At 71.6% G+C, this 24930-nt stretch carries 24 protein-coding genes; 9 read left to right on the forward strand and 15 right to left on the reverse strand.

Annotated features, from left to right (window positions below; genetic code table 11):
• Window position 1 precedes the first annotated feature (1 nt).
• The 6 genes from ABZ459_RS24995 to ABZ459_RS25020 form a co-directional block, all read right to left on the reverse strand.
• On the reverse strand, window positions 2–2356 hold the full coding sequence (locus ABZ459_RS24995) for a type IV secretion system protein (RefSeq protein WP_357974503.1): 2355 nt from the start codon (window positions 2354–2356) through the stop codon (window positions 2–4).
• Window positions 2353–4830 carry an ATP-binding protein gene (locus ABZ459_RS25000; protein ID WP_357974506.1) on the reverse strand — a complete coding sequence of 826 codons (2478 nt, stop codon included), beginning with the start codon at window positions 4828–4830 and terminating at the stop codon, window positions 2353–2355. Before ABZ459_RS25000 ends, ABZ459_RS24995 begins: the two co-directional genes overlap by 4 nt.
• A 47-nt stretch (window positions 4831–4877) precedes the next feature.
• On the reverse strand, window positions 4878–8057 hold the full coding sequence (locus ABZ459_RS25005) for a TcpE family conjugal transfer membrane protein (RefSeq protein WP_357974509.1): 3180 nt from the start codon (window positions 8055–8057) through the stop codon (window positions 4878–4880).
• A 55-nt stretch (window positions 8058–8112) separates the two neighbouring features.
• The gene (locus ABZ459_RS25010; protein WP_357974902.1) at window positions 8113–8358 is read right to left on the reverse strand and encodes a hypothetical protein; all 246 of its coding nucleotides are present in this window, start codon (window positions 8356–8358) and stop codon (window positions 8113–8115) included.
• Between the two features lie 81 nt (window positions 8359–8439).
• Complete coding sequence (locus tag ABZ459_RS25015; RefSeq protein WP_357974512.1) at window positions 8440–9384, reverse strand: conjugal transfer protein; 945 nt, start codon at window positions 9382–9384, stop codon at window positions 8440–8442.
• A 431-nt stretch (window positions 9385–9815) separates the two neighbouring features.
• On the reverse strand, window positions 9816–10115 hold the full coding sequence (locus tag ABZ459_RS25020) for a hypothetical protein (RefSeq protein ID WP_352352934.1): 300 nt from the start codon (window positions 10113–10115) through the stop codon (window positions 9816–9818).
• A gap of 197 nt (window positions 10116–10312) precedes the next feature.
• Between ABZ459_RS25020 and ABZ459_RS25025 the strand changes: the two genes are divergently transcribed.
• Window positions 10313–10609 (forward strand): hypothetical protein, encoded by a 297-nt coding sequence (locus ABZ459_RS25025; protein ID WP_357974515.1) that lies wholly within the window; start codon window positions 10313–10315, stop codon window positions 10607–10609.
• Window positions 10610–10614: 5 nt separating this feature from the next.
• Here the strand turns inward: ABZ459_RS25025 and ychF are convergent, their stop codons facing one another.
• Window positions 10615–11691 (reverse strand): redox-regulated ATPase YchF, encoded by a 1077-nt coding sequence (gene ychF, locus ABZ459_RS25030; protein WP_357974518.1) that lies wholly within the window; start codon window positions 11689–11691, stop codon window positions 10615–10617.
• 11 nt (window positions 11692–11702) lie between these two features.
• On the reverse strand, window positions 11703–12428 hold the full coding sequence (locus ABZ459_RS25035; RefSeq protein WP_357974522.1) for a hypothetical protein: 726 nt from the start codon (window positions 12426–12428) through the stop codon (window positions 11703–11705).
• Between the two features lie 86 nt (window positions 12429–12514).
• Here ABZ459_RS25035 and ABZ459_RS25040 point away from each other — a divergent pair, with 86 nt between their 5' ends.
• Window positions 12515–13780 (forward strand): DNA recombination protein RmuC, encoded by a 1266-nt coding sequence (locus tag ABZ459_RS25040; protein ID WP_357974905.1) that lies wholly within the window; start codon window positions 12515–12517, stop codon window positions 13778–13780.
• Window positions 13781–13794: 14 nt separating this feature from the next.
• Complete coding sequence (locus tag ABZ459_RS25045; protein ID WP_357974525.1) at window positions 13795–14304, forward strand: DUF6542 domain-containing protein; 510 nt, start codon at window positions 13795–13797, stop codon at window positions 14302–14304.
• On the opposite strand, the gene ABZ459_RS25050 is transcribed toward ABZ459_RS25045, so the two are convergent.
• Window positions 14301–15266, reverse strand: a complete 966-nt coding sequence (locus ABZ459_RS25050) for a 4-hydroxy-3-methylbut-2-enyl diphosphate reductase (protein ID WP_357974529.1) — start codon at window positions 15264–15266, stop codon at window positions 14301–14303. The genes ABZ459_RS25045 and ABZ459_RS25050 overlap by 4 nt on opposite strands.
• A gap of 100 nt (window positions 15267–15366) precedes the next feature.
• Here ABZ459_RS25050 and ABZ459_RS25055 point away from each other — a divergent pair, with 100 nt between their 5' ends.
• Both ABZ459_RS25055 and xseA read left to right on the forward strand, forming a co-directional pair.
• Window positions 15367–16503: a hypothetical protein gene (locus ABZ459_RS25055; protein WP_357974532.1), complete on the forward strand. Its 1137-nt coding sequence runs from the start codon at window positions 15367–15369 to the stop codon at window positions 16501–16503.
• 26 nt (window positions 16504–16529) lie between these two features.
• Window positions 16530–17732, forward strand: a complete 1203-nt coding sequence (gene xseA / locus ABZ459_RS25060; RefSeq protein WP_357974535.1) for an exodeoxyribonuclease VII large subunit — start codon at window positions 16530–16532, stop codon at window positions 17730–17732.
• On the opposite strand, the gene ABZ459_RS25065 is transcribed toward xseA, so the two are convergent.
• Window positions 17729–18334 (reverse strand): TetR/AcrR family transcriptional regulator, encoded by a 606-nt coding sequence (locus tag ABZ459_RS25065; protein WP_357974539.1) that lies wholly within the window; start codon window positions 18332–18334, stop codon window positions 17729–17731. The two genes, xseA and ABZ459_RS25065, sit on opposite strands and share 4 nt — an antisense overlap.
• Before the next feature lie 82 nt (window positions 18335–18416).
• Between ABZ459_RS25065 and ABZ459_RS25070 the strand changes: the two genes are divergently transcribed.
• The gene (locus ABZ459_RS25070; RefSeq protein WP_357974542.1) at window positions 18417–18830 is read left to right on the forward strand and encodes a nitroreductase family deazaflavin-dependent oxidoreductase; all 414 of its coding nucleotides are present in this window, start codon (window positions 18417–18419) and stop codon (window positions 18828–18830) included.
• A 4-nt stretch (window positions 18831–18834) separates the two neighbouring features.
• On the opposite strand, the gene ABZ459_RS25075 is transcribed toward ABZ459_RS25070, so the two are convergent.
• The 3 genes from ABZ459_RS25075 to ABZ459_RS25085 are packed head-to-tail and all read right to left on the reverse strand — an operon-like array spanning window position 18835 to window position 20249.
• The gene (locus ABZ459_RS25075; RefSeq protein WP_352325447.1) at window positions 18835–19062 is read right to left on the reverse strand and encodes an exodeoxyribonuclease VII small subunit; all 228 of its coding nucleotides are present in this window, start codon (window positions 19060–19062) and stop codon (window positions 18835–18837) included.
• Window positions 19063–19098: 36 nt separating this feature from the next.
• Complete coding sequence (locus ABZ459_RS25080) at window positions 19099–19629, reverse strand: DUF4245 domain-containing protein (RefSeq protein WP_357974545.1); 531 nt, start codon at window positions 19627–19629, stop codon at window positions 19099–19101.
• Between the two features lie 11 nt (window positions 19630–19640).
• The gene (locus ABZ459_RS25085) at window positions 19641–20249 is read right to left on the reverse strand and encodes a TetR/AcrR family transcriptional regulator (RefSeq protein WP_357974548.1); all 609 of its coding nucleotides are present in this window, start codon (window positions 20247–20249) and stop codon (window positions 19641–19643) included.
• Between the two features lie 248 nt (window positions 20250–20497).
• On the opposite strand from ABZ459_RS25085, the gene glpX reads away from it, so the two are divergent.
• Complete coding sequence (gene glpX, locus ABZ459_RS25090; RefSeq protein WP_357974551.1) at window positions 20498–21532, forward strand: class II fructose-bisphosphatase; 1035 nt, start codon at window positions 20498–20500, stop codon at window positions 21530–21532.
• Window positions 21533–21538: 6 nt separating this feature from the next.
• Here glpX and ABZ459_RS25095 read toward each other — a convergent pair whose 3' ends face one another.
• A complete protein-coding gene (locus ABZ459_RS25095; protein ID WP_357974554.1) occupies window positions 21539–22189 on the reverse strand; it encodes a DUF1707 domain-containing protein in 651 nt (216 codons plus the stop codon).
• A gap of 213 nt (window positions 22190–22402) precedes the next feature.
• Between ABZ459_RS25095 and ABZ459_RS25100 the strand changes: the two genes are divergently transcribed.
• Window positions 22403–23065 carry a DUF998 domain-containing protein gene (locus ABZ459_RS25100; RefSeq protein ID WP_357974557.1) on the forward strand — a complete coding sequence of 221 codons (663 nt, stop codon included), beginning with the start codon at window positions 22403–22405 and terminating at the stop codon, window positions 23063–23065.
• Here the strand turns inward: ABZ459_RS25100 and ABZ459_RS25105 are convergent.
• Window positions 23040–23645 carry a TetR/AcrR family transcriptional regulator gene (locus ABZ459_RS25105; RefSeq protein ID WP_357974560.1) on the reverse strand — a complete coding sequence of 202 codons (606 nt, stop codon included), beginning with the start codon at window positions 23643–23645 and terminating at the stop codon, window positions 23040–23042. The two genes, ABZ459_RS25100 and ABZ459_RS25105, sit on opposite strands and share 26 nt — an antisense overlap.
• A 105-nt stretch (window positions 23646–23750) precedes the next feature.
• Between ABZ459_RS25105 and ABZ459_RS25110 the strand changes: the two genes are divergently transcribed.
• Window positions 23751–24914 carry an MFS transporter gene (locus ABZ459_RS25110; protein ID WP_357974563.1) on the forward strand — a complete coding sequence of 388 codons (1164 nt, stop codon included), beginning with the start codon at window positions 23751–23753 and terminating at the stop codon, window positions 24912–24914.
• Window positions 24915–24930: the final 16 nt, after the last annotated feature.

Genomic DNA, 24930 nt, shown 5'->3' on the forward strand with positions numbered 1-24930 from the left:
GTCAGTCCTTGCCTCGGTTGGGCTTGAGCCAGAACGGCACCGACGGATCGTCACCCGAACCGCCGTTGCCGCTGCCGCGCAGCCACAGCGGCGGCGCCTCGGACGAGCGGGACGACGGCTCGTCCGAGCCGAAGATCCTGGACCCCGACGACGCACCGGACGGCCGGGACGCAGACCCTCCGGACCTGGACCCGCCACCGTTCCGCGACCCGCCTCCGTTCCTGGATCCGCCACCGTTCCTGGACCCGCCACCGCCTCCGCCGAGGAGCCCGCCGGACCCGCCGGACCCGGCCCCCGAACCGCCGCCGAACAGCCCGCCACCGGAGCCACGCGACCGCGACCCCGAGGACGGCGAGCCACCCGACCCGCCGGACCCGCCGAACCGGGAGCCCCGCGAGCCGCCCGACGACCCGTTACGCGAGCCGCCCGAAGCACCGCCGCGCGAGGCCCATCCGCCGCCCGACCGCCCGCCGAACCAGCCACCGCCGCCGGAACCGCTGCTGGAACCGCCGCCGGAGGCCGTGGCCCCCGAGGCCATGCCCCCGGAAGCGGTGCCGCCCGCCGCCGCGCCACCGGAGCCGCCGGCCGCGGCGCCGCGCGTCCTGCCGGGCTGGCCGCCGAGGTTGAGCGGGGGCGCGGTGCCCCTGCGGGGTTCGAGCGGGGGCCTGGCCCCCGCCTTGCCGCCGTGCTGGTCGGTGTCGAGCGGCGCGGCCGCCACCGGCATGCGGGTGCCGGCCGAGACGCCCTCGCCCTCCTCGCCGCGCATCCGCGCCTGGGCGACCGCGGCCCCGGCCGCCGCGCCCGCGCCGCTGCCGGCCGCCGCCGCCCTGATGAGCGGCTCGGCCTTGCGCAGGCCCCACCGGCCGAGCTTGGCCCCGGCGACCGGCGGCAACACGTTCGCGGCCCGCTCCAGGACGGGCGAGCTCGCGGCGTCGCCGAGCATGCGGGTGGTGACCGTGTGGCCGCTCAAGGACGCGAACAGGTGCTGGAACGGACGCCGGTAGAAGAACACCGCGATCGTCAGCAGGGCCATGAACAGCACCTGGAGCCCCCACGGCATGGCCGTGGAGATGATCAGCGCATACCCGTAGACCAGGACGCTGAGCACGAGCGTCAGCACCGCCTGCCTGAGCAGCGTGCCGACGAGCATCTCCACCCACCGCATGGCGATGATGCGCCCGCTGCCCGGATGTACGCCGACCAGCAGGAACACCGGCCCGAGTATCAGCAGCAGCAGGAAGCCCACCTTGAGCACCAGCAGCGAGACCGCCACCAGGAAGATCAGCAATCCGGCCACCACCGCCGCGATGAGCGCGCCGACGGCCACGCCGAGCCTGCTCGACCAGTCGCGGCCGGAGAAGACGGTGTAGCGGGAGTCGTTCTTGAGCAGCTCGGCGACCTTGGCGTACTCGGCCTGGTGGGCGGCGATGTCGGGAGCAGGCTGGCCGGCCACGGCGGGGGCGATCGACTGGGTCTCCAGCATCTTGCGCCCGAAGTCGCGCACGATCGGCTGCTGCGGGTCGGAGGTGCCGAACATGCCCACCAGCCACGGCTTGCAGACCAGCGTGGACCACAGGGCGTCGGCGTTCTGGTCGACGCCCGCGGTGCCGACCTGGCCGTAACCGCCCGGTTTGACCTGCGGGTTCGTCTGGCCGGGTGGCGGCAGGCAGGACGCGCCGCCGGCGCCCGGCAGGCCGGAGAAGGCGGAGTTGACCACCTCGCCCGTCTTGTCGGTCACGACCTTGCCGAGCCCGGTGAAGTCGCCGGGCCTGCTGAAGAACCACACGGCCACGGTGACCGCGAGGACCATCCAGATCACGCCTTCGGCGGTGGTGGTGGCCCGCTTGCGGATCAGGCCGTACCAGGCGAGCCAGATGGCGCCGAGGATCACGATCGGCCGCAGGAACGGCCAGTACATGGCCTCGGACAGGTTCTGGACGATGTCGTCGACGACGTCCTTGATCGACTGGAGCGGTCCTTCCGTCGCGGCCGCCTGGTACGTCGTGATCGTCAGCCGGTCGATGGCCTTGGCCGCGGTGAAGACGCCGTTGGCCCACATGTTGCCGAGCACGGCGACGTAGTCGGAGCAGCCGAGCCCGTGGGTCTGCCAGAACTGGCCGGCCATGCCGAACTGGCCGTAGTTCGTCGTCGGGGCCTGGACGCCGCCCGCGGGAGGCGGCGGCTGGATCATGCCGTCGGTGCCGCCGCCGATCATCTCGGGGTTGAGCGGCCCCGACAGGTCACAGGGCGCCGCGGCGACGGGCGTGGAGAAACCGCCCACCACCAGCGGAACCACGAGGACGGCACTGACGAGCGCGAGCGCCAGCGCCAGTCGTCGGGATAGTCGGATCTTCATGACCGTACCTCCTGCGCCCTGCCCACGCCCCCTCGAAGATCATCATGCCCGCCACCGTCTGGTTTGTCGTGTGTCGGGTTCGTGTCGAGCCAGCGGAGCAGTTCTTCGGAGATCAGGTCTACTCCGATGCGCCCGGCTCTGCCATCCAGATCACGGAATACGCATTCGCCGTTGCCGAGCGAGCGGAGCACGGCCTTGTGCTCCTCCGACGGCTCCACGCCGAGCAGCGACATGACGTGGTCCACCTCCACCCTTTCGGTGGAACGGAACGCGAACACCGAGGACAGACAGTTGGTCACCTGCTCGTTCAGCAGGTCTCCGGCGTTCTGGGAGACCAGGACGAGCGCGGTGTTCCTGGACCGGCCCATGCGGCTGACCTCGGGGACCAGCTTGGCGCCCTCCGGCGTGGAGGTGATGGCCCACGCCTCGTCCAGGAAGATCGCCTTGGGGGCCCGCCGGTCGAGGCCGTTCATCAGCCTGCGGGCGAACTGCGAGACCAGGTAGAGCAGGGCCACCGACAGTCGCTGCTCGTAGGAGTAGTCGTCCCTGGTCGTGGCGACGTCCGGCAGCGTCAGGCCGCCCAGGGTGAACACGGTGGTCCACCCCTCGCTGTCGATCTGGTCGCCGCCGGAGGGGTCGAAGCAGAGCCTGGCCAGGTGCATCTCCGACATGGAACGCAGCACCGCGCCCAGGTTCTTGGAGGCCGGGTCGTCGGCCTGCTCCAGGTAGTCGACCACCTTGCCCAGCGACGGGTCGGCGCCGTTGGAGACCGCGGCCACGGCCTGGATCATGGCCGACTCGCGCTCCTCCGACATGCGGGGCAGCAGCAGCCGCAACGTCTCGGTCGCCATGGTCTTCTTCGCCGCGATGTCGTCGCCGAACGAGAACGGGTCGAGCAGCCCCGGCGCCGCCGAGCCCAGCGGGATCACCCTGGCCTTGCGCCCGCGCTTCTCCAGGAGCTGGACCAGCGACTCGGCGTCGCCCTTCGGGTCGATCACCGCGACCGTGACCCCGCGCAGCGCCATCTGGTAGATCATCAGCAGCGCGAGCGTGGTCTTGCCGCCGCCCGGCTCGCCGGTGATCGCGATGGCGGTCGGCCGGTTGCGGCTCGCGGCCAGCAGCGGGTCGAAGTGCACGATGCTGCGCGCCCTGCCGACCGTCTCCCCGATGTACGGCCCGAGCCAGCCCTCACTGCCGTCGTCGAGCCGGTCTCCGAGGTCGACGGTGGCCGTGGCCATGCCGCCCGCGATCGTCCGCAGCGGCTGGCGCTGGGCGTAGGCGTTGACGCGCACCTTCTCGCCCGGCAGCGTCTCGCAGAACAACGAGAACTGGTCGCCGGTCGAGTTCACCACGTCGATGCCCATGTCGCGGTAGTGCTCGACGACCGCCTCGACCCGCTGCACGCAGATGTCCTCCGTGGGGGCCGAGATGATCAGGCGGTGCCAGCCGTACACGAAGGGCAGTCGTTCCTTGGTGATGCCGTGTTCGAGCATGCGGGCCGCGTCGATCTGCTCGGCCAGCGCGATCGGCGCCTCGGCGCCCGCCTCGCGGATGTGGTGGTCCATGTCGCGGGCGTGGGCCAGCTTGCGCGCGACGTCCTTCGACGCCTTGACCGGCGGGATCAGCCGCATCCTGGACGAGATCTCCACCGGGAAGGGCAGCTGGTCGGCGAAGTGCATCCACGGCTCGCCGTCGGGGAACGGCATGAGGTCGGGGAAGCGGGCGAACGACAGGTGGGCCACGTACGAGTCGCCCTGCGGCTGCACGATCCGCAGCAACGACCTGCCGTTGTGGATCTCGCCCTCGACCAGCGACTCGATCTCGCCCTTGCCCCAGCGCCGCTTCGGGCTGGCCGAGGACGGCGGGTCGCCGACCGCTCCGGCGGCGGCGTGCTGGAACAGCCAGGCCACCTCGACGGACGTGGCGTGCCTGGCGTACAGGGCACTGGACGCCAGGGCCCGGCCCAGCCGTTCGGCCGACTCCGTCCAGCGGCCGATCTCGCTGTCCGGGACGTGGTCGTCCTCCATGCCGAGCGCCTTCTCGGTCTTCTGGTAGAAGCCGAGGAGCTGGGCGAGCACGCCGCTGCCGAGCTGCTTGCCGCGCGGCCCGAGGCGGACGCCCAGGTAGACCTCCTTCGACCAGAAGTCCTTCGCCCAGACGTGCCGGTACATCTCCTCCAGGTAGTCGCGCCAGCCCGGCCCCTCGTCGGAGGTGGCGTTGAGCGCCATCGCCCACTCGGCCGCCGGGTAGGTGCGGTGCGCGACCCGCAGGTGGACCTCGGCGTCGGGCATCCTGATCGCGGCCAGCGCGATCGTGACGTTGGTGGCCAGCGCCTCGCGCTCCTCCGGCGTGACGAACTCGTAGCTGACCGTCGGAAGCCGGAAGTACGCCCACGCGCAGGTGTCCGTGAGCAGGATGCGGTCGTCGAAGTAGCGGACCGCGAGACGCTGGTGCGCTCGGGACGCCCTGCTCATGCCGCCCCCTCGGCGCATGAACGGGCCAGACCTGCTCGCATGTTCACTTAACGCTCACCGATTCTCGTGCCCGGGGGGTCACTCGCCAACTCCTCTTCGCTCGGTCGGACGGCCTGTCCGTGTGCCTGTACCGCGAAGCCTGCAACCACGACGCCGGCGAGGGCGAGGTAGGCCCGCCGTCCGGCCGCGCGCAACTGACCGGGGTCGACGATCTCCGCGCCTCCAGGCGCCAGGCCGTCCTCCCACGGGACCCTGACGATGGCCCGGCACCTGCCTCTGGCCACCGCCTCCGCCTGCTCGACATCGGCCATCGACCGCCTGCTCACGCCGTTGACGACCATCACCGCACGCCTGCGCAGCTCGCCGCAGCCGTGCCCGTCGAGCCATTCGTACGTCATCGCCACCGCCTCGGCCGCCTCCTCGCTCGCCGGGACCACCAGCACGAGCTGGTCGGCGTACGGCAGGATGCGGGCCGCGAGCGCGGCGGCCGGGTCGATGACCGACAGCTTGTAGTGGCGGTCGAGCAGGCGCATCGACTCGCCCAGGCGGTGGTCGGAGAAGAAGCTGCGGTCGGCGAGCCGCTGCTCGGCGCCCGCGTCGGTGTCGGCCGAGATCACCTCAAGGCCGGAGGCGGTGCGGGTGGTGAAGCCTCGCATCGTCAGGTAGCCGCTGACCTGGTCGAGGCCGGACAGCAGCGACGTGAGGGTCTCCGGCGTCTCGGGCTCGATCCTGCTGGTCAGCGTGGTGCCGCCGGTGTTGGCGTCGACGGCGACGATCCGGTCGTCGCGGTAGGTGGCGAAGGTGTGGCCGAGCATGAGCGCCGTCGTGGACTGGCCCGCGCCGCCGGTGCAGCCGAGCACCACGATCCGCCGGCTCCCGCCGAACACGGCCCTGGCCCTGGCCTCGTCGATCTCGGACCCGTCGGTGCGTACGCCGCCTCCGCCCACCACGACCTGGGCGATCCTGCGCCACCCGCCGGAGTCCCGGCCCACCACGGACTCGACCCTGCGCACCCGTCCCTCGGCGGGCCTGCCGCCTTCACCGGGCCTGGGAACCGGCACGGGCGCCACGAACCCGGCGGCCCTGTCCCCCGGCCTGCCGCCACCGGGCCGCCGCCGCGCCGCCACGTCCCGTCCGGGTTCGCCGTACGCCTCGGAAGGTTTGGGCTGCTCGTCCGGTGCGGCTCCATCGCCGGCGGACCGGTCGGCCGGTGCCTCCGTACGTGCGCCCTCAGGCCGTTCGGCGGCCGCGTCGGCGGAAACCTCTGCGGAAGCCCTCCGCTCGGCGGCGGCATCCTCCCCCTCGGAAACGCCCCGCCTCCCAGCACCGGCCCTCCCCTCGGGAGTGCCCTGCCCAGCGAGGACATCCTGCCCGGCGGACGCGTGCACTTCGCCGGAGACGGGCCGCTCGGCAGCATCCTCGCCACCAACGGGGGCTTCACTGCGGGCGGAGGCTTCGCGGTCAGCGGGCGCTTCGCTGTGGAGGGAGGCTTCGGCGCGAGCGGAGACTTCGCGGTCGGCACGAGCTTCGCTGCCAGCGGAGGCTTCACGGTCGGTGCGAGCTTCGCCCCGGTCGGAGGCTTCGGCGGGGGCGGAGGCTTCGGTGGCAGCCTTGTGCGCTGTCTTGAAGGACCGTTCGGCGTCGGGCGCGTCGGGCCTCGGAGCGTCCGTGCCGGCGGCAGGAGCGGTCTCCCCGACGGGAGCGCCTTCGCCTGCGGACTCGCCCTCGCCCGCCGGGACACCCGCGCCCGTCCGCGCCTGCTCGCCCGGATGCACGCTTTCTCCCATGTGCGCGCTTTCTTCCAGGTGCACGCCTTCTCCCGCGTGCGCGCCCTCGCCCACATGCCCGGCTTCGCCCACATGCCCCGCTTCGATTGCGGGTGGGGTGTCGGCGGGGGGCTGGGGGTTGGGGATCTGGTCCTCAAGGCGGAGGGGTGGGCCGGAGAAGGGCTTGGCGTCGGGGTCGACCGGGGGCCAGGAACGCTGCGCGCCCAGGATCACCGTCCCGGGCGCGACCCGCGGCGGCTGCCCCTTCCTGTGCTGGTCGCGGGCGGTCGTGTTCTCGTCCTCGCGGCCCACGCCCTCGGGACGGCCGGTGACGCCCTGGCGACGCTCGTCCGTGCTCTCACGACGTCCGGTGACGTCGTCGCGGCGCTCTGCGGCGCCGCGCTCGCCTTCCGCTCGACCCGCCGCCTCACCGGGCGCGTCGGCGGTGGCGGCGAGCCGGCGCAACCGCCGCAGGGCCTCGGTGTCGATCGGCTTGCCGGCCACGGGCTTGAGCCCCTCCGCCGGCCGGATCGGCACGACCGCCCCACGGCCACCCTGCACCTCGCCCGCAGCGGAGCCCGTACGCTCGCCCGACGCCCTGCCCGTGGAGCCCCTGCGCCCGCCCGGCTGCGCCGCCTCGGAGGCAGCCCGCTCCTCGGGAACGGCGGACTCGGGAACGGCGGTCTCGGAGCCGGTCGCGTCGCGTTCGGAGCGGCGGTCGGGGGCGGCGCGGCGGGGGCGGGCCGGGAGGGCGCCGCCGGTGAGCTCGCGGCTGGCCAGCTCTCCGGCGGCGACGTCATGCTCGACCGGCGGCAGCGCCGGTCCGTTCTCATCCCCGGGGACCAGGACCAGCGGCACGTCCCGGCCGAACGCGGGGGCGGGACGGCCGGCCTGCGACCCCAGCGCGGGCGCCGTGCCCCGCCTGGTACGCGACCCCCACCCGGTACGCGCCTCGGCCACCGGCGCCTGCTGGGCGGCCGCCGCCGCGGCGGCCACGGCCGGACGGACCTGGCGCGGACCCGTGATCCGCTGCCCCTCGCGCCTGCGCTGCGGCTGGCGGGCCTTATGCGCCGCCTTCGCCTTGACCCGGACCCGAGTGGTACGCCAGATGCGCCCCGAGAACGTGACCGCCTCGGGCTCGGAGGTGGGCGCGAGCCGGTACCAGGCCTTGGGCTGGCCCAGATAGCGCAGCTGGGACTCCAGAAGCTCGGTGAGCCGCTTGCCCTCGATGACGGGACGCGTGGACAACCACGTCACGATCCCCGGCGGGACCAGGAACAGCACGTGCCACGGCATGGCCACCGGCACGCCCACCAGGATCAGCAGGAGTGACCACGGCACGAACACCCCGACGAACACGCCGATCCAGACGATGGGGAGCGGCATCGGGAGGCGAAGGTCGTAGAGCTTGTAGAGCCGCTTCTCGATGCGCCAGATGTTCGTATACGTGGGCAGGTCCACGCAGTCCTCCTCTCCACCCGCTCGTACATGACCGCCCTGGAGCGGTCTCAACCCTTTACTTGATGCCGAGAGCGCCCGCGATCGCCTTCGCCGTCACCTCGATGATGTTGGGAACGTAGAAGATCACTCCGATGGCCACAGCCAGGATGAGGAACTGGACGAAACGCGTGATCTCGCGGGTGAAGAGGAAGAAGAGCGCGACCACGGAGACGACTACCAGGAACAACGGGGCGAAGAAGGCACGCAGGAAGTTGGCGAGCCCTCCGGTGTCAATGCCGGTCGGCGACGGCGACGGCGTCATTTCGATCAAGGTGAGCACTACGGTCTTCAACGTCACTTCTTGTCCTCCCGGGGGGTACCGAACAGCAGCGCGGCCGTGCGTCTATCCAACGGCCCGACCAGCGCCGCGGATGTCGGCGACGTACCACTTGTCGCCCTGCTTCTCCACGGTGAGGCGGTAGGCCTGCTCCAGCCGCCCACCCACGGCGGCCGGGTCGGTGGCGCTCGGCGTGGCCGGAGCGTCGCCGTTGGGCACGATCCACACCACGACCGCCTGGATCTCTCGGGTGGCACCCCCCACAGGCACCACGATGTCCTTCAGCTCCGCGAAGGTGAAGGCGCTGCCGAAGCTCGGCAGGTTCTTCCCGGCGGCCACGTAGCGCTGCAGCCCGGCGGTGTCGCCGGAGGCGTAGTCCTTGAAGAAGCCCTCCAGTTGCGGCTTGAGCTCGGCCGCCGCAGCGTCGTCGGTCTCCGGCTTCGCGAGCTGCGGCAGGTCGGCGGGGGCCGGCGCGGGAAGGATCGCCGGACGGCCCGAGATGACGAACCGCCTGCCGTTGTCGTCGCCTGAGTAGTAGATCGGGACCGACAGCATGAGCCGGCGCGGCCCGGACTGGAAGGCCACGCTCACCACGGCGTTCTGGGCGTCGGTCGCCTCGATGTCGTACGGCTGGATCGCGACGGCGGCCATCTTGCCGAAGCCGTCCCACCACATCTGCGCGTCCATGCCCTCGGCCAGGAACGCGGCGAGCTTCCTGGTGCGGCTGGCCGCGTCTTCCGGGCTGAAATTCAGATAGACCCCCGCGAACTGGGCGGCGAAAGCCATGCCCTGGTCAGCGGGGAATCCCTTGTGCGCCACGGCGGCGCCATTCGTCGTCGTGGGCTCTTGCTGGGTAAACCGCTCAAATGGGGCACGAATCCCATTCACCACGATAACCACAATAAGCGCCCAGAGAATGATGCGGCCGGCCCAGACCAGCCACCGTCCGCCGCCACCGGACCAGCCGCCCCGACGTGGCCTGCGCGAGGGCGGCGCGTCGAAGTCAGCCATGTCCGGGCGCGCGGAAAGCTCGGGCTCGCCAGCGATCCGAGGATCGTGCTGGACGGTAGACCTACGAGCCATCACGCCTCCGCTCGCGCCGATCCCCCCGGTTGGCGCGGTGTCGTCCGTTGCCGATCCCCATCATCCGCGGTGAAGTAGTCACCCTATCCGGTCCCGCCATTCTTCCAGGAAAGCCACGCCCATGCTGCAGGCATGACCGCCCTGACGGCAAACCGGATCCGTATGGCAGGCGTCAGTGCCGCTTCCCGTCACTTACTGGCGGAATCACCATTTGACCAGGCCAGACGCCCATTTCCGCCTAGCGCGGCGGACATGAGTTCCTGTCCAAAACAGGCATAGATGCTCACGACCTGCGCATTTGGCATGAGAGGAGGACAGAGGGTGTTATGCACCACTTCTGGGGGTACGACAGTCTCGGCTCAAGCGGGCTCGGGGTCCTGGCTCGTGCGTGCCCGGCGACGGCTGTGCAGGTCGACGACCGTGGGCGACACCGCGCGCTCCAGCGACCCCCGCAGGTCGGCGAGCATCGAGGCGGCGTCCCGCTCCCGCATGCGGGAGGCCAGCTCGTTGCGCTCGTCGACCTTCCTGCGCAGGTATGCCTCACGGTTGACGCGCAGTCCGTACATGAGCTCGACCCTGATCAGGGCCAGCTCCTCCTCCAGGCTGATGCCCGCGAGGGTGGGCGCCGGACGTCGTTTCCGGATGATGCGTCGGATCATGAGGGCCTCCCGAGTCAGCGTGATCGCCGTGACGATTCGACGCGTAGGGCCCCAAAGTGGTTGACGCGTCAGTTGTCCCGGAATCACATAATCCCGGAAGGGCCTGCGCGTTCGTCATCCGGACGATGGGCTTTCGACGGCGATCCGCCGGTAACCTAGCGTAGCGAAAGTTAGCCCACCGTGATTGGACTGATGTGATGCGTCGCCTCGCCGCCGCCCTCCTGCCCGCCGCCGCGCTCGCCGCGTTCGCCCTCTGCGCGCCCTCCCCGGCCGCCGCCGCGCCCTCCTGGGTCACCGACAGCGAGTGCACGAAGGCGGGCGGCAAGGTCTCCCCCGTCGGCCGCGGCAAGGCCGTGTGCCAGGGCGGCACGTACGCGAACGAGCTCATCCACTTCGACAAGAAGCCCGCCGGCACCGGCGGCGGCCCGCTCAGCGGCGGCGGTGGCCCGCTCAGCGGCGGCCCCGCGGCACTGCTCGGCGGGCTGCTCGGATAGCCGGATCAGACGTTGAAGCGGAACTCCACCACGTCGCCGTCGCGCATGACGTAGTCCTTGCCCTCGATGCGGGCCTTGCCCGCGGACCGGGCGCTGGCGATGGAGCCCACTTCGACCAGGTCGTCGAAGGAGACCACCTCGGCCTTGATGAAGCCGCGCTGGAAGTCGGTGTGGATCACGCCGGCCGCCTCGGGCGCCGTGGCGCCCTTGCGGATCGTCCAGGCCCTGGTCTCCTTCGGGCCGGCGGTCAGGTAGGTCTGCAGGCCCAGCGTCTCGAAGCCGACCCGGGCGAGCTGGCGCAGGCCCGACTCCTCCTGGCCGACCGACTGGAGCAGCTCCAGCGCCTCCTCCTCGTCGAGCTCGACCAGCTCGGACTCGATCTTGGCGTCGAGGAAGACGGCCTCGGCGGGCGCGACGATGGCCGACAGCTGCTCCTTGAGCGCGGTGTCGGTCAGCTCGTCGGCGTCGAGGTTGAAGACGTAGAGGAAGGGCTTGGCGGTGAGCAGGTGGAGCTCGCGCAGCTCCTCCCGGTCGAGGCCGCTCTCGAAGATGGTCCTGCCGGTCTCCAGGACGGCCAGCGCGGCCTCGGCGGCCTCCAGCGCCGCCTTCTTGTCCTTGTTGTTGCGCGCCTCCTTCTGCAGGCGCGGCACGGCCTTCTCGACCGTCTGCAGGTCGGCCATGATCAGCTCGGTGTTGATGGTCTCGATGTCCCGCTTGGGGGAGATTTCGCCGTCGACGTGCGTGACGTCGGGGTCGCCGAAGACGCGGATGACCTGGCAGATCGCGTCGGTGTCGCGGATGTTGGCGAGGAACTGGTTGCCCCTGCCCTGCCCCTCCGAGGCGCCCTTGACCAGGCCGGCGATGTCGACGAACTCGACCTTGGCGGGCAGCACGCGGGCCGAGCCGAAGATCTCGGCCAGCTTGGGCAGGCGGTCGTCGGGCACGCCCACGATCCCCACGTTGGGCTCGATGGTGGCGAACGGGTAGTTCGCGGCGAGTGCGTTGCCGGTCTTGGTCAGCGCGTTGAAGAGCGTGGACTTACCGACGTTGGGCAGGCCGACGATGCCGATGGAAAGGCTCACGGACAGCGAGTTTACTTGCTGAGCAGGTGCAGGCAGGTCACCGGACGGTAGGTCCCGGGCGCCGCGCGCAGGTAGCGCTGCACGCCGACCGGGCAGGCCGCGGGCGTGGTCTCGAAGGAGACGACGCGGGCCCAGGCCGCGGACGAGTCGCAGGCGGCCCTGGTCACGGCCGACCTGGCGACGACGTCGGCGGCCGGTCTGGCCACGCACGCGCCCGCGGCGAGCACCTGACCGCCGGGGCCCAGGCAGACGACGTCCGCTCCGCTTTCGAGCGTGTCGAGGGTGGTCGAGGGGCATTCGTCCGCGGTCGAGGCGATCGCGATGGATCTGCCGTACCAGCCGGTGCCCGCGCACGGGCGTTCCCGGCCGTCGAGCGCCACGCAGTCGCCGGGCCTGAGCACGCCGCCGCCACCGCCGGGCAGGCCGGCGTGCGGGGCCAGGAAGGACCGCACGCAGGCCGTGCGGCCCAGGCCGATGCGGAGCACGTCGTCGGTGTCGTCGGGGCAGTCGGCGGGCCGCGGCGGGTCGTGGGCGATGGCCAGCACCTCGAAGTCGCCGCCGTTGCAGGGGATCAGCGAGTAGCGGTCGGTGACGCAGGCGCCGGGCGTCCAGCGCAGGGTCGGGCGGGTGGCCGCCGGCCCCTCGGCACCGGGCCCGGTGATCACGGCTCCGGCCAGGGCGATCAGGGCGACCGACACCGCGGACACGGCGACGGCGACACTCGTACCGGTAGCCATTCCAATACTGTGCGTGACGGATCAGTCGGCGCACAAGCGGATTCCGCAAGCGTGTCGGGAAGATCCAGACGCGATGTGCTGCAATCATCGTTGGAGTGGATGTCGTCTCGCTGCTCATCGGACTCGCCCTCGGACTCCTCGTCGGCTTCCTGGTCGCCAGGACCCGCGCGGCGGTACGGGTGGCCGAGGCCGACGCGCGGGCCAGGTCGGCCGCCGAGAAGCTGGTCTACGTCGAGGAGCAGCTCGCCGAACGGTTCCAGGCCCTGTCCACACGCGCCCTCGACGTCAACAACGTGCGTTTCCTCGAACTGGCCGAGACCAGGCTCTCGGCCAGCCGCGCGGAGGCCGCCGGCGACCTCGACCAGCGCAGGCAGGCCGTCGAGCACCTGGTCGAGCCGCTGAAGGACGCGCTCGCGCGGGTCGAGTCGCAGCTTCGCGACACCGAGGCCGGGCAGCGGGCGGCGCGGGCGGAGCTGGCCAAGCAGATGGAGTTCGTCCAGCAGAGCAACGAGCAACTGCGCTCTCAGACGACCGCGCTGGTCAGGGCCCTGCAGCGGCCCGAGGCCCGCGGGCGGTGGGGCGAGCTGCAACTGCGCCGGGTGGCCGAGATCGCCGGGATGCAGCGCCATTGCGACTTCGAGGAGCAGGTCGTCGAGGGCGCGATGCGGCCCGACATGGTGATCAGGCTGGCCGGCGGCAAGAACATCGTGGTCGACTCCAAGGTCTCGCTCGCGGCCTACCTGGAGGCGGCCGAGGCGGGCGACGAGTCGCTGGCCACCGTCCGGCTCGACGCGCACGCCAGGCACGTGCGCGAGCACGTCGACCGGCTGGCGGCCAAGGCGTACTGGCAGGGGTTCAACCCGTCGCCGGAGTTCGTGGTGCTGTTCATCCCGGGTGAGGCGTTCCTCGCGCCCGCGCTCGAACGCGACCCCGCGCTGCTGGAGTACGCCATGGCGCGGCGGGTGCACATCGCCACGCCGACGACGCTGATCACGATGCTGCGCACCGCCCACTACGCCTGGCAGCAGGCCGCGCTGAGCGAGAACGCGCGGGCGGTGTTCGAGCTGGGCAAGGAGCTGTACGAGCGGCTGTCGTCCCTCGGCAGGAACGTGGAGTCGCTGGGCAAGGCGCTGACGCGGGCGGTGGAGGCGTACAACAAGTCGGTCGGTTCGCTCGAAAGCCGCGTCCTGGTCACCGCACGCAAACTAAACGATCTGGGCGTCGTGGACGGCGACCTGGACGCCCCGGAGATGCTCGAAGGGCTGCCGAGACCCCTGGCCTCACCCGAACTGCTCGAAACCACGTCTCTGATTTCGCACTCGAACGGTAAGTTGGCAGGCGGGTCGCCGTAAACGGGGGTGGGACAGTGGCAGAGAAGGGCAGGCGTTCCGGCGTCCGGCTGACCGCTCGCGGCGCCATCGCGCTCACCTTGGTCGCCACCCTGGCGGGCTATGTCCTGACCGCGGTGCTCGGCCTGTCCTACCTGGTTGGGGCCGCGTTCGTGGCGTCGAGCCTGCTCGGCGTGCTCCTGGTCAACAAGCGCGAACTGCTGTCGCTGGTGGTCACGCCGCCGCTGGTGTTCTTCTGCGCGACGCTCTTCGTCGAGCTCGGGCGCGCGTTCGGCTCGGTGTCGATCGTGCAGTCGCTGGCCCTCGGCCTGTACGGCTCGCTGACCCGCGGCGCCCCCTGGCTGTTCGCCGGATCGGCGGTCGTGCTGGCCGTCGCCTGGCGGCGCGGCCTGCGCGACAACGTGCGGGAGCTGCGCGAGGAGCTGAAGGCGGGCGCGGAGATGCCGCGCCCGCGCCAGCCGTTCGTGCCCGAGCCGGAGGGCTACTTCGAGCCCAAGGTCTACGGCACCCCGCGCGGCGACGACTAGCCGACGCGAAGGTCCTTGCGCAGCTCGTGCGGGAGCGCGAAGCGCATGCTCTCCTGCACCGACTCGACCTCGTGCACGTCGCCGAAGCCGTGGCCGGCCAGCCGCGCGAGCACCTCGTCGACCAGCTCCTCCGGCACCGACGCGCCGCTGGTCACGCCGACCGTGGTGACGCCTTCGAGCCATTCGTCCTGGATGAAGCCGGCGTTGTCCACCAGGTACGCGGCCTCGGCGCCGTAGTCCTTGGCCACCTCGACCAGGCGCTTGGAGTTGGACGAGTTCTCCGACCCGACCACGATCACGAGCTGGGCCTCGGCGGCGATCTCCTTCACCGCGACCTGACGGTTCTGGGTGGCGTAGCAGATGTCGTCGCTCGGCGGGTCGATCAGCGTGGGGAAGCGCTCCTTGAGGCGGGCGACCGTCTCGGTGGTCTCGTCGACCGACAGCGTGGTCTGCGACAGCCACACGAGCTTGTCGGGGTCCTTCACCTGGACCTTCTCGACCGAGTCGAGGCCGTCGACGAGCTGGATGTGGTCGGGGGCCTCGCCCGAGGTGCCCTCGACCTCTTCGTGGCCTTCGTGCCCGATGAGCAGGATGTCGTAGTCCTGGGCGGCGAACCGCTTGGCCTCGTTGTGCACCTTGGTGACCAGCGGGCAGGTGGCGTCGACGGTGCGCAGGCCCCGCTGCCTGGCCTCCTCGTGCACGGCCGGCGAGACGCCGTGGGCCGAGAACACCACGATCTCGCCCTCGGGCACCTCATCGGTCTCCTCGACGAAGATGGCGCCCCTGGCCTCCAGCGTCCTGACGACGTGGGTGTTGTGCACGATCTGCTTGCGGACGTAGACCGGCGCGCCGTACTGCTCCAAAGCCTTCTCGACCGCTACCACGGCTCGATCGACTCCGGCACAGTAGCCGCGCGGCTTGGCTACGAGTACTCGGCGGGAAGTGGGGGTCTGGGGCTCCATACTTCTTATGCTACGTGGAGCGGCCATCAGGGCTGCGCGTGCGTGGTCGCCCGCCGTTTGCCAGACTGGCCGTCCAATACAGACCTCCCAGGGAGACGTCATGTCCCTCAGCGACGTGATACGCAACATCGCCAGAACCGTTACCAACAAGGACGAACTCAAGGAGAAGGCCAAGGATCTGCCGCTGTTCGTCGTCCAGACCACGCTCAGCGCGGCCGGGCAGGCGCTGCTGGTGGTGGACCGGGTGAAGAACTCCATCAAGGGGCTCGGCACGAAGGAGGAGCAGGAGGAGGAGCAGGAGTCCCGTCCCTCCGCCGCCGCGCAGGTCACCGCTCCCCCGGCCGAGGAGGAGAAGCCGGCGCGCAAGGAGCCGGTGATCTTCACGCCGCGTCCGGAGGCCGCGCCCAACGGGTCGGCCAAGAGCAAGCCGGACCCGGTCATCTTCGCCCCCGCGGGCAAGACCGCCACCAAGCCGGAGACCGAGCCCGAGCCGGAAGCCGAGCCGAAGGCGACGACCAAGCCGAAGGCGACGACCGAGCCCAAGCCGACGACCGACGCCAAGACCGCGACCGAGCCCGAGCCGGAAGCCGTCGCCGAGACGGAGGCCCCGGCGAAGGCCGACGCGCCGGCCAAGGCCGAGGTCAAGGCCGAGGCGCCGACGGAGGCCGAGCCCGCCGCCGAGGCCAAGCCGACCGCCGACGCCAAGGCCGCCGCCGAGGTCAAGCCGGTCGCTGACACCAAGGCCGCCGCCGAGGTCGAGCCGGTCGCCGAGGCTGAGGTCGCGCCCGCGGCCGAGCCCGCCGCCAAGAGCGCCGCGAAGCCCGCCAGGAGCGCCAAGGCCACGAAGACCGCCAAGAGCACGAAGGCCGCCGCGACCACCACGACCGCCAAGCCCGCGAAGGCGACGAAGGCCGCCAAGGCCGCCGCCGAGCCCGCCGCCGTCACCGAGGAGCCCGCGCCCGTCGCCGCGCCCCAGGACGGCGTACTCAAGGCCGCCGCGGAGGCCGTCACCGAGCCGGCCGCCCCCGTGGCGGAGCCCAAGGCCGTCCCGGACGACCTGACCGAGCCGCTGCCCGGCTACTCCGAGCTGACCGTGGCCTCGCTGCGGGCCAGGATGCGCGGCAAGTCCGCCGAGCAGATCGGCGACTACCTCGCCTACGAGCGCGCCACCCAGGCCCGCGACGAGGTCGTGCGCATGTTCGAGAACCGGCTGGCCAAGCTGCAGACCGGGGAGTAGTCGTAGCGAACCCGTAGTCTTCCGCCATGACCTCGAAGACCACACCCGAGTCTCCCCTGCCGATCCGCACGGTCCTGCAGATGGTGGGCGGCTGGATCGGCAGACTCGGCACGGTGTGGGTCGAGGGCCAGATCACCGATCTGAGCGCGCGCGGCGGCACGGTGTTCCTGACCCTGCGTGACCCGGTGGCCAACGTCTCGGCCCGGGTCACGGCTCCGCGCGGCGTCTACGAGGCCGCCGAGCCGCGTCCCTCCGACGGTGCGAGGGTCGTGGTGCACGTCAAGCCGGACTTCTGGGTCAACAAGGGCTCGTTCGCCTTCACGGCGATGGAGATCCGGCCGGTCGGCGTGGGCGAGCTGCTGGCCAGGCTGGAGCGGCTGCGCCGGCTGCTGGCCACCGAGGGGCTGTTCAACGCCGACAGGAAGCGGCGGCTGCCGTTCCTGCCGGGCACGATCGGGCTCGTCTGCGGGCGTGACTCGGCCGCCGAGCGCGACGTGCTGGAGAACGCCCGACGCCGCTGGCCGGCCGTGCGGTTCAAGGTGGAGGAGGTGGCCGTCCAGGGGCCGTACGCGGTCGGGGAGGTCACCGAGGCGCTGCGCAAGCTCGACGCCGATCCCGAGGTCGAGGTGATCGTGGTGGCCCGCGGCGGGGGTTCGCTGGAGGACCTGCTGCCGTTCTCCGACGAGACGCTGGTGCGCGCGGTGGCCGCCTGCCGCACCCCCGTGGTCAGCGCGATCGGCCACGAGCAGGACAGCCCGCTGCTCGACCTGGTGGCCGACGTACGCGCCTCCACGCCCACCGACGCCGCCAAGAAGGTCGTCCCCGACGTGGGCGAGCAGCTCGCGCTGATCCGCCAGCTGCGCGACCGCGGGCGGCGGGTGCTCAACGGCTGGCTCGACCGCGAGATGTCGTGGCTGACGTCGGTGCGCTCGCGGCCGTCGCTGGCCGATCCGGTGCGCGAGCTCGAACGCCGGGCCGAGCAGGTCGACGCGCTGCGGGAGCGGGCCAGGCGCTCGCTGACCGGCTCGCTCGACCGGGCCGCCGACGATCTCACGCACCTGCGGGCCCGCCTGGTCGCGTTGTCGCCCGCGGCCACGCTGGAGCGCGGCTACGCGATCGTGCAACATCCGTCGGGCGAGGTCGTGCGCCTGGCCAAGGACGTGCCGCCGGGCACCCCGCTGACGATCAGGCTGAGCGACGACCGGCTCACGGTCCGTACGGAGGACTAGGGCACCCGCACGACGGCGGCGGCCAGCTCGGTGAGGCCGGCCTTCACATCTTCCACCGTCATTCCCCGCTCCTCCCGCTGGAACTTGATCAGCCAGGCGGTGACCGGCGCGAGCAGCGCGTCGGCCAGGTAGGCGACGTGGGCCCCCGGCCGGGCCGCGGCCAGCAGGCTCGCCAGATGCACCTGATGCACCTTGTACGGCCCGCTGTAGCGCGCCCTGCCCGGCCCGTTCTCCAGCAGCAGGAACAGGTCCTGCTGCTCCACGATGCGATCGACCAGCGCGTGCAGGAACGCCGTGACCCGCTCGGCCGGCGGCGCGCCGGGCCCGAGCGGCGGCGGGCCGCTCAGGAACGCCGCCTGGAACCGCTGCTCCCGCTCGTCGATCAGCGCGAGGACGAGACCCGCGCGGTCGCCGAACCGCCGGTAGACGGTGCCCACCCCGACGCAGGCGGCCTTGGCGACCTCGTCGAGCGAGAGCTCCTCGGCGCCGCGCTCGGCGATCATCGTGGCGGCCACCTCGATGATCTTCCGGCGGTTGCGCGCGGCGTCGGCCCGCTCGGGCTGGGCCTGCCCGACGACGGGCAGCAGTGGACGTGCGCACACGCCTGGAGCATAACTCCCTTGTGAACGGAGAGCTCTCCGGTATTCTCCGAATCGGAGAACTCTCCGATTATCAGGAGCTGAGATGACCAACTCGTTCAACCAGCAGATCATTGACGAATTCCGGGCCAACGAGGGCCGGGTGGGCGGCCCGTTCGAGGGCGCGTCGCTGGTGCTGCTCACGACGACGGGCGCCAAGAGCGGCCGGCAGACGACCACGCCGGTGATGTACCTGGCCGACGGCGACCGCTACGTGATCATCGCCTCCAACGCGGGCGCCGACAACCACCCGGCCTGGTACCACAACCTGCGCGCCACCCCCACGGCGACCGCCGAGATCGGCACCGAGACGTTCGAGGTGAAGGCGGACTTCGTCGAGGGCGACGAGCGCGACCGGCTCTACGCCCGCATGGTCGAGATCGCCCCCGGCTTCGCGGAGTACGAGGCCAAGACCAGCCGCCGCATCCCGGTGGTGGCGCTCAACCGCACCGCCTCCTGACGGATCAGAAGGGGGCGTCGTCGGCGCCCGGCTCCGAGCGCCTCGCCATGGCGGCGGCGAGCTTGACCCGGGCGCCCTGCAGCCACTCCTCGCAGACGGCCGCGAGCCTCTCGCCGCGCTCCCAGAGCTCGATCGACTGCTCCAGGGTGAGCCCGCCCGTCTCCAGGCGGCGCACCACCTCGGTCAGCTCCTCGCGGGCCTGCTCGTACGAAGGTGTCTTCTCGTCTGCCACGGCCACCACCCTAGACGCCGCCGCGCCCGGCCAGGGTCACCCCTTGGCGCGCTGCTGCAGGAGCCCGGCCAGCTCGGTCAGCTCGGGCCAGTCGGCCGTGCCGGTGATCACGAGGGTGACGTCGGGGAGCACCCGTACGAGCGAGCGCTGGTTCTTGTCCTCGCGGAAACGCCTCTCCCAGGTCACCCCGCCCACCTGCTGGCTGCCGGACGGCTTGGCGATGCCGGTCATGCGGTTGGCGAACTCGGCGGCCGGCTTCTCGTCGCTCTGGGCGAACATGGCGTGCTGCCGCTTGGCGGTGGCGTAGCCCAGGTAGAGCACCTGAGCGCCGTTCTCGCCCTTGGCGATCCTGTTGCTGTTGGGCACCCAGCCCGCCGGGTCCTTCTGCGGGGACCACACCTGGTAGGGCACGCCGTGCCCGAAGTTGGCGACGGTGATGGAGTAGTCGAGCCGCGGGATGTGCTCCTCGCGGCTCTGCGGGGCGACGAGCATGAAGAGCCCCACGCCCGCCAGGCACACGAAGAGGGCTACCGCGTAGCCGTAGAAACTTTGGCTGAACCGTCGCACACTTGGCGAGGTTACCCGCTGGAGGGCGCGGTCGCCGAAGCGGCGGGCCTGATCTGGCCGATGATCGCCAGCACGTCGTCGACCATCGCGCCGTCGCCGGAGAAGACGATCTCGCTGACGGCCGCGGCCAGGGCGCCGGTGACCACGACGACGAGCGCGGGCTCGCCCTCGAACAGGGCGGCGTTGCGCTGGGCCCACGTCCGCAGCCGGTCGCGCATGACCACCTCGAAGCCGGGCGGACCGTCGCCGCGCAGGAACAGGGCGGCCAGCTCGCGTTCCTCCAGGCAGCCTTCGAGGTAGGCGCGGGCGGCGTCGATGAACACCCGCATGGGGTCGCCCTCGGCGGCGGCACGGGCCGTACGGGCGGCCTGCTTGGTGCGCTGGGCCTGGCGGGCCTGCCATTCCTCCCACAGCGTGAGGTAGAGGTCGGCCTTGCCGGAGAAATGGTGGTAGAGGCTGCCCACGCTGGCGTCGGCCCTGGCGACGACGTCCGTCACGCCGGCCTCGGCGAACCCCTTGGAGACGAAGACCTCCCGCGCGGCGGCCAGCAGCGAGCTCCGCGTCGCAGCCCCCCGCTCGGACGTGCGAGGCTGGGTCACCGCGTGTTCCACTTCGCTCATTCGATCTCCTCCACGGCGGGGGCGCATGTCCATGGTGGAGGCGAGATCTCCTACGCGCACGCGATATGGCGCAAAATCCGGTCTCCGTCATGCGGGGCACCCATATAGATATCCCTTTTCGCCGGTCCCTGACCATCGCGCGGCGGCCCTTGTGCGGAGGGCTGAGCCGGGCTGGGCAGATTATCCCCCTCTGACCGGGAATAGACCGGCAACTACGATCGAGAGAGTTCTCAACGAGGAGGCTCAGCATGTCCGATCAGACGTCGGTACCGGCAGCGCTCGCGACGGGCGAGCACGCCCCCGACCGCAACCTGGCGATGGAGCTGGTACGCGTGACGGAGGCGGCCGCCATGGCCGCGGCCCGCTGGGTGGGCCGCGGCGACAAGAACGGCGCCGACGGCGCGGCGGTCAACGCCATGCGCCAGCTGATCAACACGGTGTCGATGAACGGTGTGGTGGTCATCGGGGAGGGCGAGAAGGACCACGCCCCGATGTTGTACAACGGCGAGCGCGTCGGCGACGGCAGCGGCCCCGACTGCGACGTGGCGGTGGACCCGATCGACGGGACCAGGCTGACGGCGCTCGGCATGCCGGACGCGGTGTCGGTGATCGCGGTGAGCGAGCGCGGCTCGATGTACGACCCTTCCGCGGTGTTCTACATGGAGAAGCTGGTCACCGGGCCGGAGGCGGCCGACGTGGTGAACATCGAGGCGTCGGTGGCCGACAACATCAACGCGGTGGCCAGGGCCAAGCACTGCTCGCCGTCCGACGTCACGGTGGTCGTGCTGGACCGGCCGCGGCACGAGAAGCTGGTCAAGGAGATCAGGGAGACGGGCGCGCGGATCAAGTTCATCGTCGACGGCGACGTGGCCGGCGCGATCATGGCGGCCCGCGCGGGCACCGGCATCGACCTGATGCTGGGCATCGGCGGCACGCCCGAGGGCATCGTGGCCGCGTGCGCGCTCAAGTGCCTGGGCGGCGTGATCCAGGGCCGGCTGTGGCCGCGCGACGACGCCGAGCGCGGCAAGGCCATCGACGCCGGGCACGACCTCAGCCAGGTGCTCACCACGAACGACCTGGTCAGGTCGGACGACGTGTTCTTCGCCGCGACCGGCATCACCCAGGGCGAGCTGATGCAGGGCGTGCGGTTCAGGTCGGGCGCGGCGGTGACCAGCTCGCTGGTGATGCGCGGCCGGTCGGGGACCATCAGGAAGATCGAGAGCGAGCACCAGCTCTGGAAGCTGCGCGCCTACAGCGCGATCAACTTCGACACGGCCGGCTGACCCGCCTCATCGGCGGCGTTTGCGCTTGGGCGGTTCCTTGACCTTGATGTCGCCGGCGAAGTTCGTGGTGCGCACCTCGACCACGGGCCCGCCGGGCTCGACCGGCTGCTTGGTCAGGCGGACGGTCTCCCCCTTGGCGACCCTGATCACCTCGAGGTCCTCGGGCACGTGGATCTCCAGGCCGCCGAAGACCAGGGTGGCGTTGATGACGATCCGGCTGTTCTGCAGGATCGCGTCGCGGAAGTCCAGCTTGGTCGTGCCGAACATGGCCGTGACGTCGAGCTCGGCGGGCACCACCCAGCGCCCGCCGCGCTGCTCCTTCTTGAAGATGGCCGACACCGGCCGGCCGTCGAGGTTCAGCGGCTGCTCCTCGGCCGGGAGCAGGTCGGCGGTGAGCCCGGCGAGGTCGCCGAGCGTGCGCGCGGAGTAGACGACGCCGAGCCGCTCCTCCAGCTCGACGAGGTCGAGCCGGCCGTCGGCGTGGGCGTCCTGGAGCACCTGCGCGATGCGTTCGCGATCGGCGTCGGAGGCGCGCAGCTCGTGCGGCTGCGGCAGGCCGGACGCGGCCGGTGCGCGCCGGGACGTCACGAACTCCTCAGCAAGCCGCTCTCCGACTTCCTGCAGCTTCGGCAACCACGATCCCGCGCGTTCGTTCACACTTCTGACGATATCCGGCGGCCCGGGTATTCGCTCGCCCAAGAGCGGACCAACAGGGCGCACATCGGCTAATCCGCACGAGCAACGCGCCGATCTCCCGAACTGGCTCTCCGTTCGCGTCGGCGTGCCGGTGGCCGTACGCCGGAATCGTCCGGGGTTTCTCGCCGTTGATCCACGCGACAGGCTTCTGACCGCTGATCCCGGGAGGTGGGCGTGCATCAACCGGCGCGATGGGGGCTCGGTGCGGCGGGGGTGGGCATCGCCGTGATCGTGGGCCTGGACGTGATCGGCCTCGACGAGACGAACCCGTTCAGGCGCACGATCAGCGAGCACGGTCTCGGCCCCGACGGTTGGATCTTCGGGCTCGCCGTGGGGCTGCTCGCGGCCGGGTCGGCGGCCATCGGCGTCTCGCTGGCGCGCAAGCGGCTGGCCGGGGCGGTCGGCACGGTCGCGCTCATGGCCTGGAGCGTGGGGCTGCTGCTGACGGCCTCGTTCCAGAAGCACGACTGGGCGGTCGGGCCGAGCACGAGCGGCAGCATCCACCGGGTCGGCAGCTTCGTGGCCTTCCTCAGCCTGCCGCTCGCCGCGCTGGTCATCGCCCGGCCCTGGCGGCACCGGGAACGCCGCAGGTCGGCGACGGTGGCGTTCGGGCTGGGGGTGTGCTCGGCGCTGTGGGTCGTGGGCATCGGCGCGGCGGTGCTGATCGGCGCGGGCCGCGGGCTGCCGTGGTACCGGGTCATGCCCCTCGGCCTGGTCGAACGGGGGCTGGCGGTGACCGAGGTGGCCGCGTTGCTGGCCCTCGGGGTGTGGGCGGCCGGGCGGCTGGCGGAGGCCGAGCCCGTGCGGGCGGTCAGGCAGGCCGTAGAGCGGCGATGAGGTCTTCCACGTAACCGCGGAAGACGGCGGCCATGTCCACCTGGCCGGGGTCGATCAGCCACTGGGTCTGCAGGCCGTCCATCATCGCGATCAGGCGGTCGGCGTGGGCCTCGGCGTCGAGGCCGGCCCGGAACTCGCCGCGCTCGACGCCCGCGCGCAGCGCGTCGGCCACGTCGGCGCGCAGCCGCCGGTACCGCCGCCTGGCCCACTCGTGGCCGGGGTGGCCGGGGGTCACCGCCTCGCCGCTGATCACCGAGAAGAGCTGGACGAGGCCCGGCACCCGCGCGTTGTGGTCGACGACGTCGGCCAGGGCGCGCAGCGCGTCGGCGCCGCCGCCCTCATGGCCGTCGCGCCCCGGACCGAACCTGCGCCGGTCGAGCTCGTCGCGATAGTCGAGCACCGCGAGGAGCAGACGCTCTTTGCTCCTGAAGTGGTGGAGCAGCCCGGCCTGGGAGAGCTCGACCCGCTCGGCGATGCGGGCCAGCGAGGCGCCGCGGTAGCCGTGCTCGGCGAACTCCAGCAGCGCGACCGCCAGGATGCGCTCCTTGCGTGCCTCGCCGGTCGCGTAGCCCCGTTTCACCCAGGCACCCTATCCACCGCTGGATCTGCCGCTGGCGTACGGCCCTGAGCAGCCGCTAACCTGACTCCGCCTCACGTTTGATTCCCCCCCGATCAGGAGGCCGTCGTGCCGTCCCCGCGTGATCGCCAGGCCCGTGCCGCCACGTACGTCGTGTACGGCGTGCAGGGCCTCTCCTTCGCCACCCTGCTCGTCCAGGTGGCCAGCCTCCAGGCCGAGCTGGAGCTCACCGACGGGGCGCTCACGCTCCTGCTGCTCATCGTGCCCGTCTTCGCCGGCGTGGGCAGCGTCGGCGCGGGCACGTTCGCCGCCCGGTACGGCAGCAAACTGCTCCTGCGGGTCGCGCAGCCCGCGGTGGCGCTCGCCGTGGTGCTCACCGGCCTCGCGCCCTCGGTGCCGCTGGCGGTGCCCGCGCTGCTGCTGTTCGGCCTGGCGGTCGGCGCGGTGGACGCGGGCATGAACATGCAGGGCGTGGCCGTCGAACGCCGGTACGGCACCGCCGTGCTGAACGGCTTCCACAGCGTGTGGAGCGTCCTCAGCCTGGCGGGGGCCCTGTGGGCGGTGTTCGCGGCCGGCCGGGTCTCGCTGGCGGTCACGATGGCGATCCCCATGGTCCTGGCGGTGGCCGGCTCGGTCTACGCCGGGCCGAAGCTGTGCACGATCGCCGAGGAGAAGGTCGAGAACGTCGTCGAGGCCGCGACCGGCAAGTTCCCCTGGCGGCCGATCATCCCGCTCTGCCTGGCGATGGGCTTCCTCTACATCGGCGACGCGGCGGTGTCGAACTTCGCGACCGTCTTCATGGGCAAGGCCCTGCTGGCCCAGGACAGCGTGGCGAAGCTGGCCTACAGCGTCTACCAGGGCGCGACGCTGGCCGTTCGGCTCGGCGGCGACGTCGCGGTCCGCCGCTACGGCCCGGCCGCCATCGTCCGGCTCGGTGGCGCGCTGGCCACGCTGGGCTTCCTCGGCGTCGTGGTGGCGCCGAACCAGCCGCTGGCGATCGTCGCGTTCGGGCTGACCGGGCTGGGGTTGTCGGTGGTCGCGCCGCAGTCGTTCTCGGCGGCGGGCAAGCTGGACCCGGCGGGCACCGGAGTGGCCATCGCCCGGGTGAACCTCTTCAACTACGTGGGCTTCATCGTGGGAGCCGCGCTGATCGGCGGCATCGCCGACGCCACGGACTGGCGGCTGGCGTTCGTCGCGCCGCTGCTGCTGGCCGGCGTGATCATCGCGCTCGCGCCGGGCTTCGCGCCCAGGCGGGCCGCCGCGCAGGCGTGAGGCACGGGCCGCCGCC

The sequence above is a fragment of the Nonomuraea sp. NPDC005692 genome, from assembly GCF_040631115.1.
GTDB lineage: Bacteria > Actinomycetota > Actinomycetes > Streptosporangiales > Streptosporangiaceae > Nonomuraea.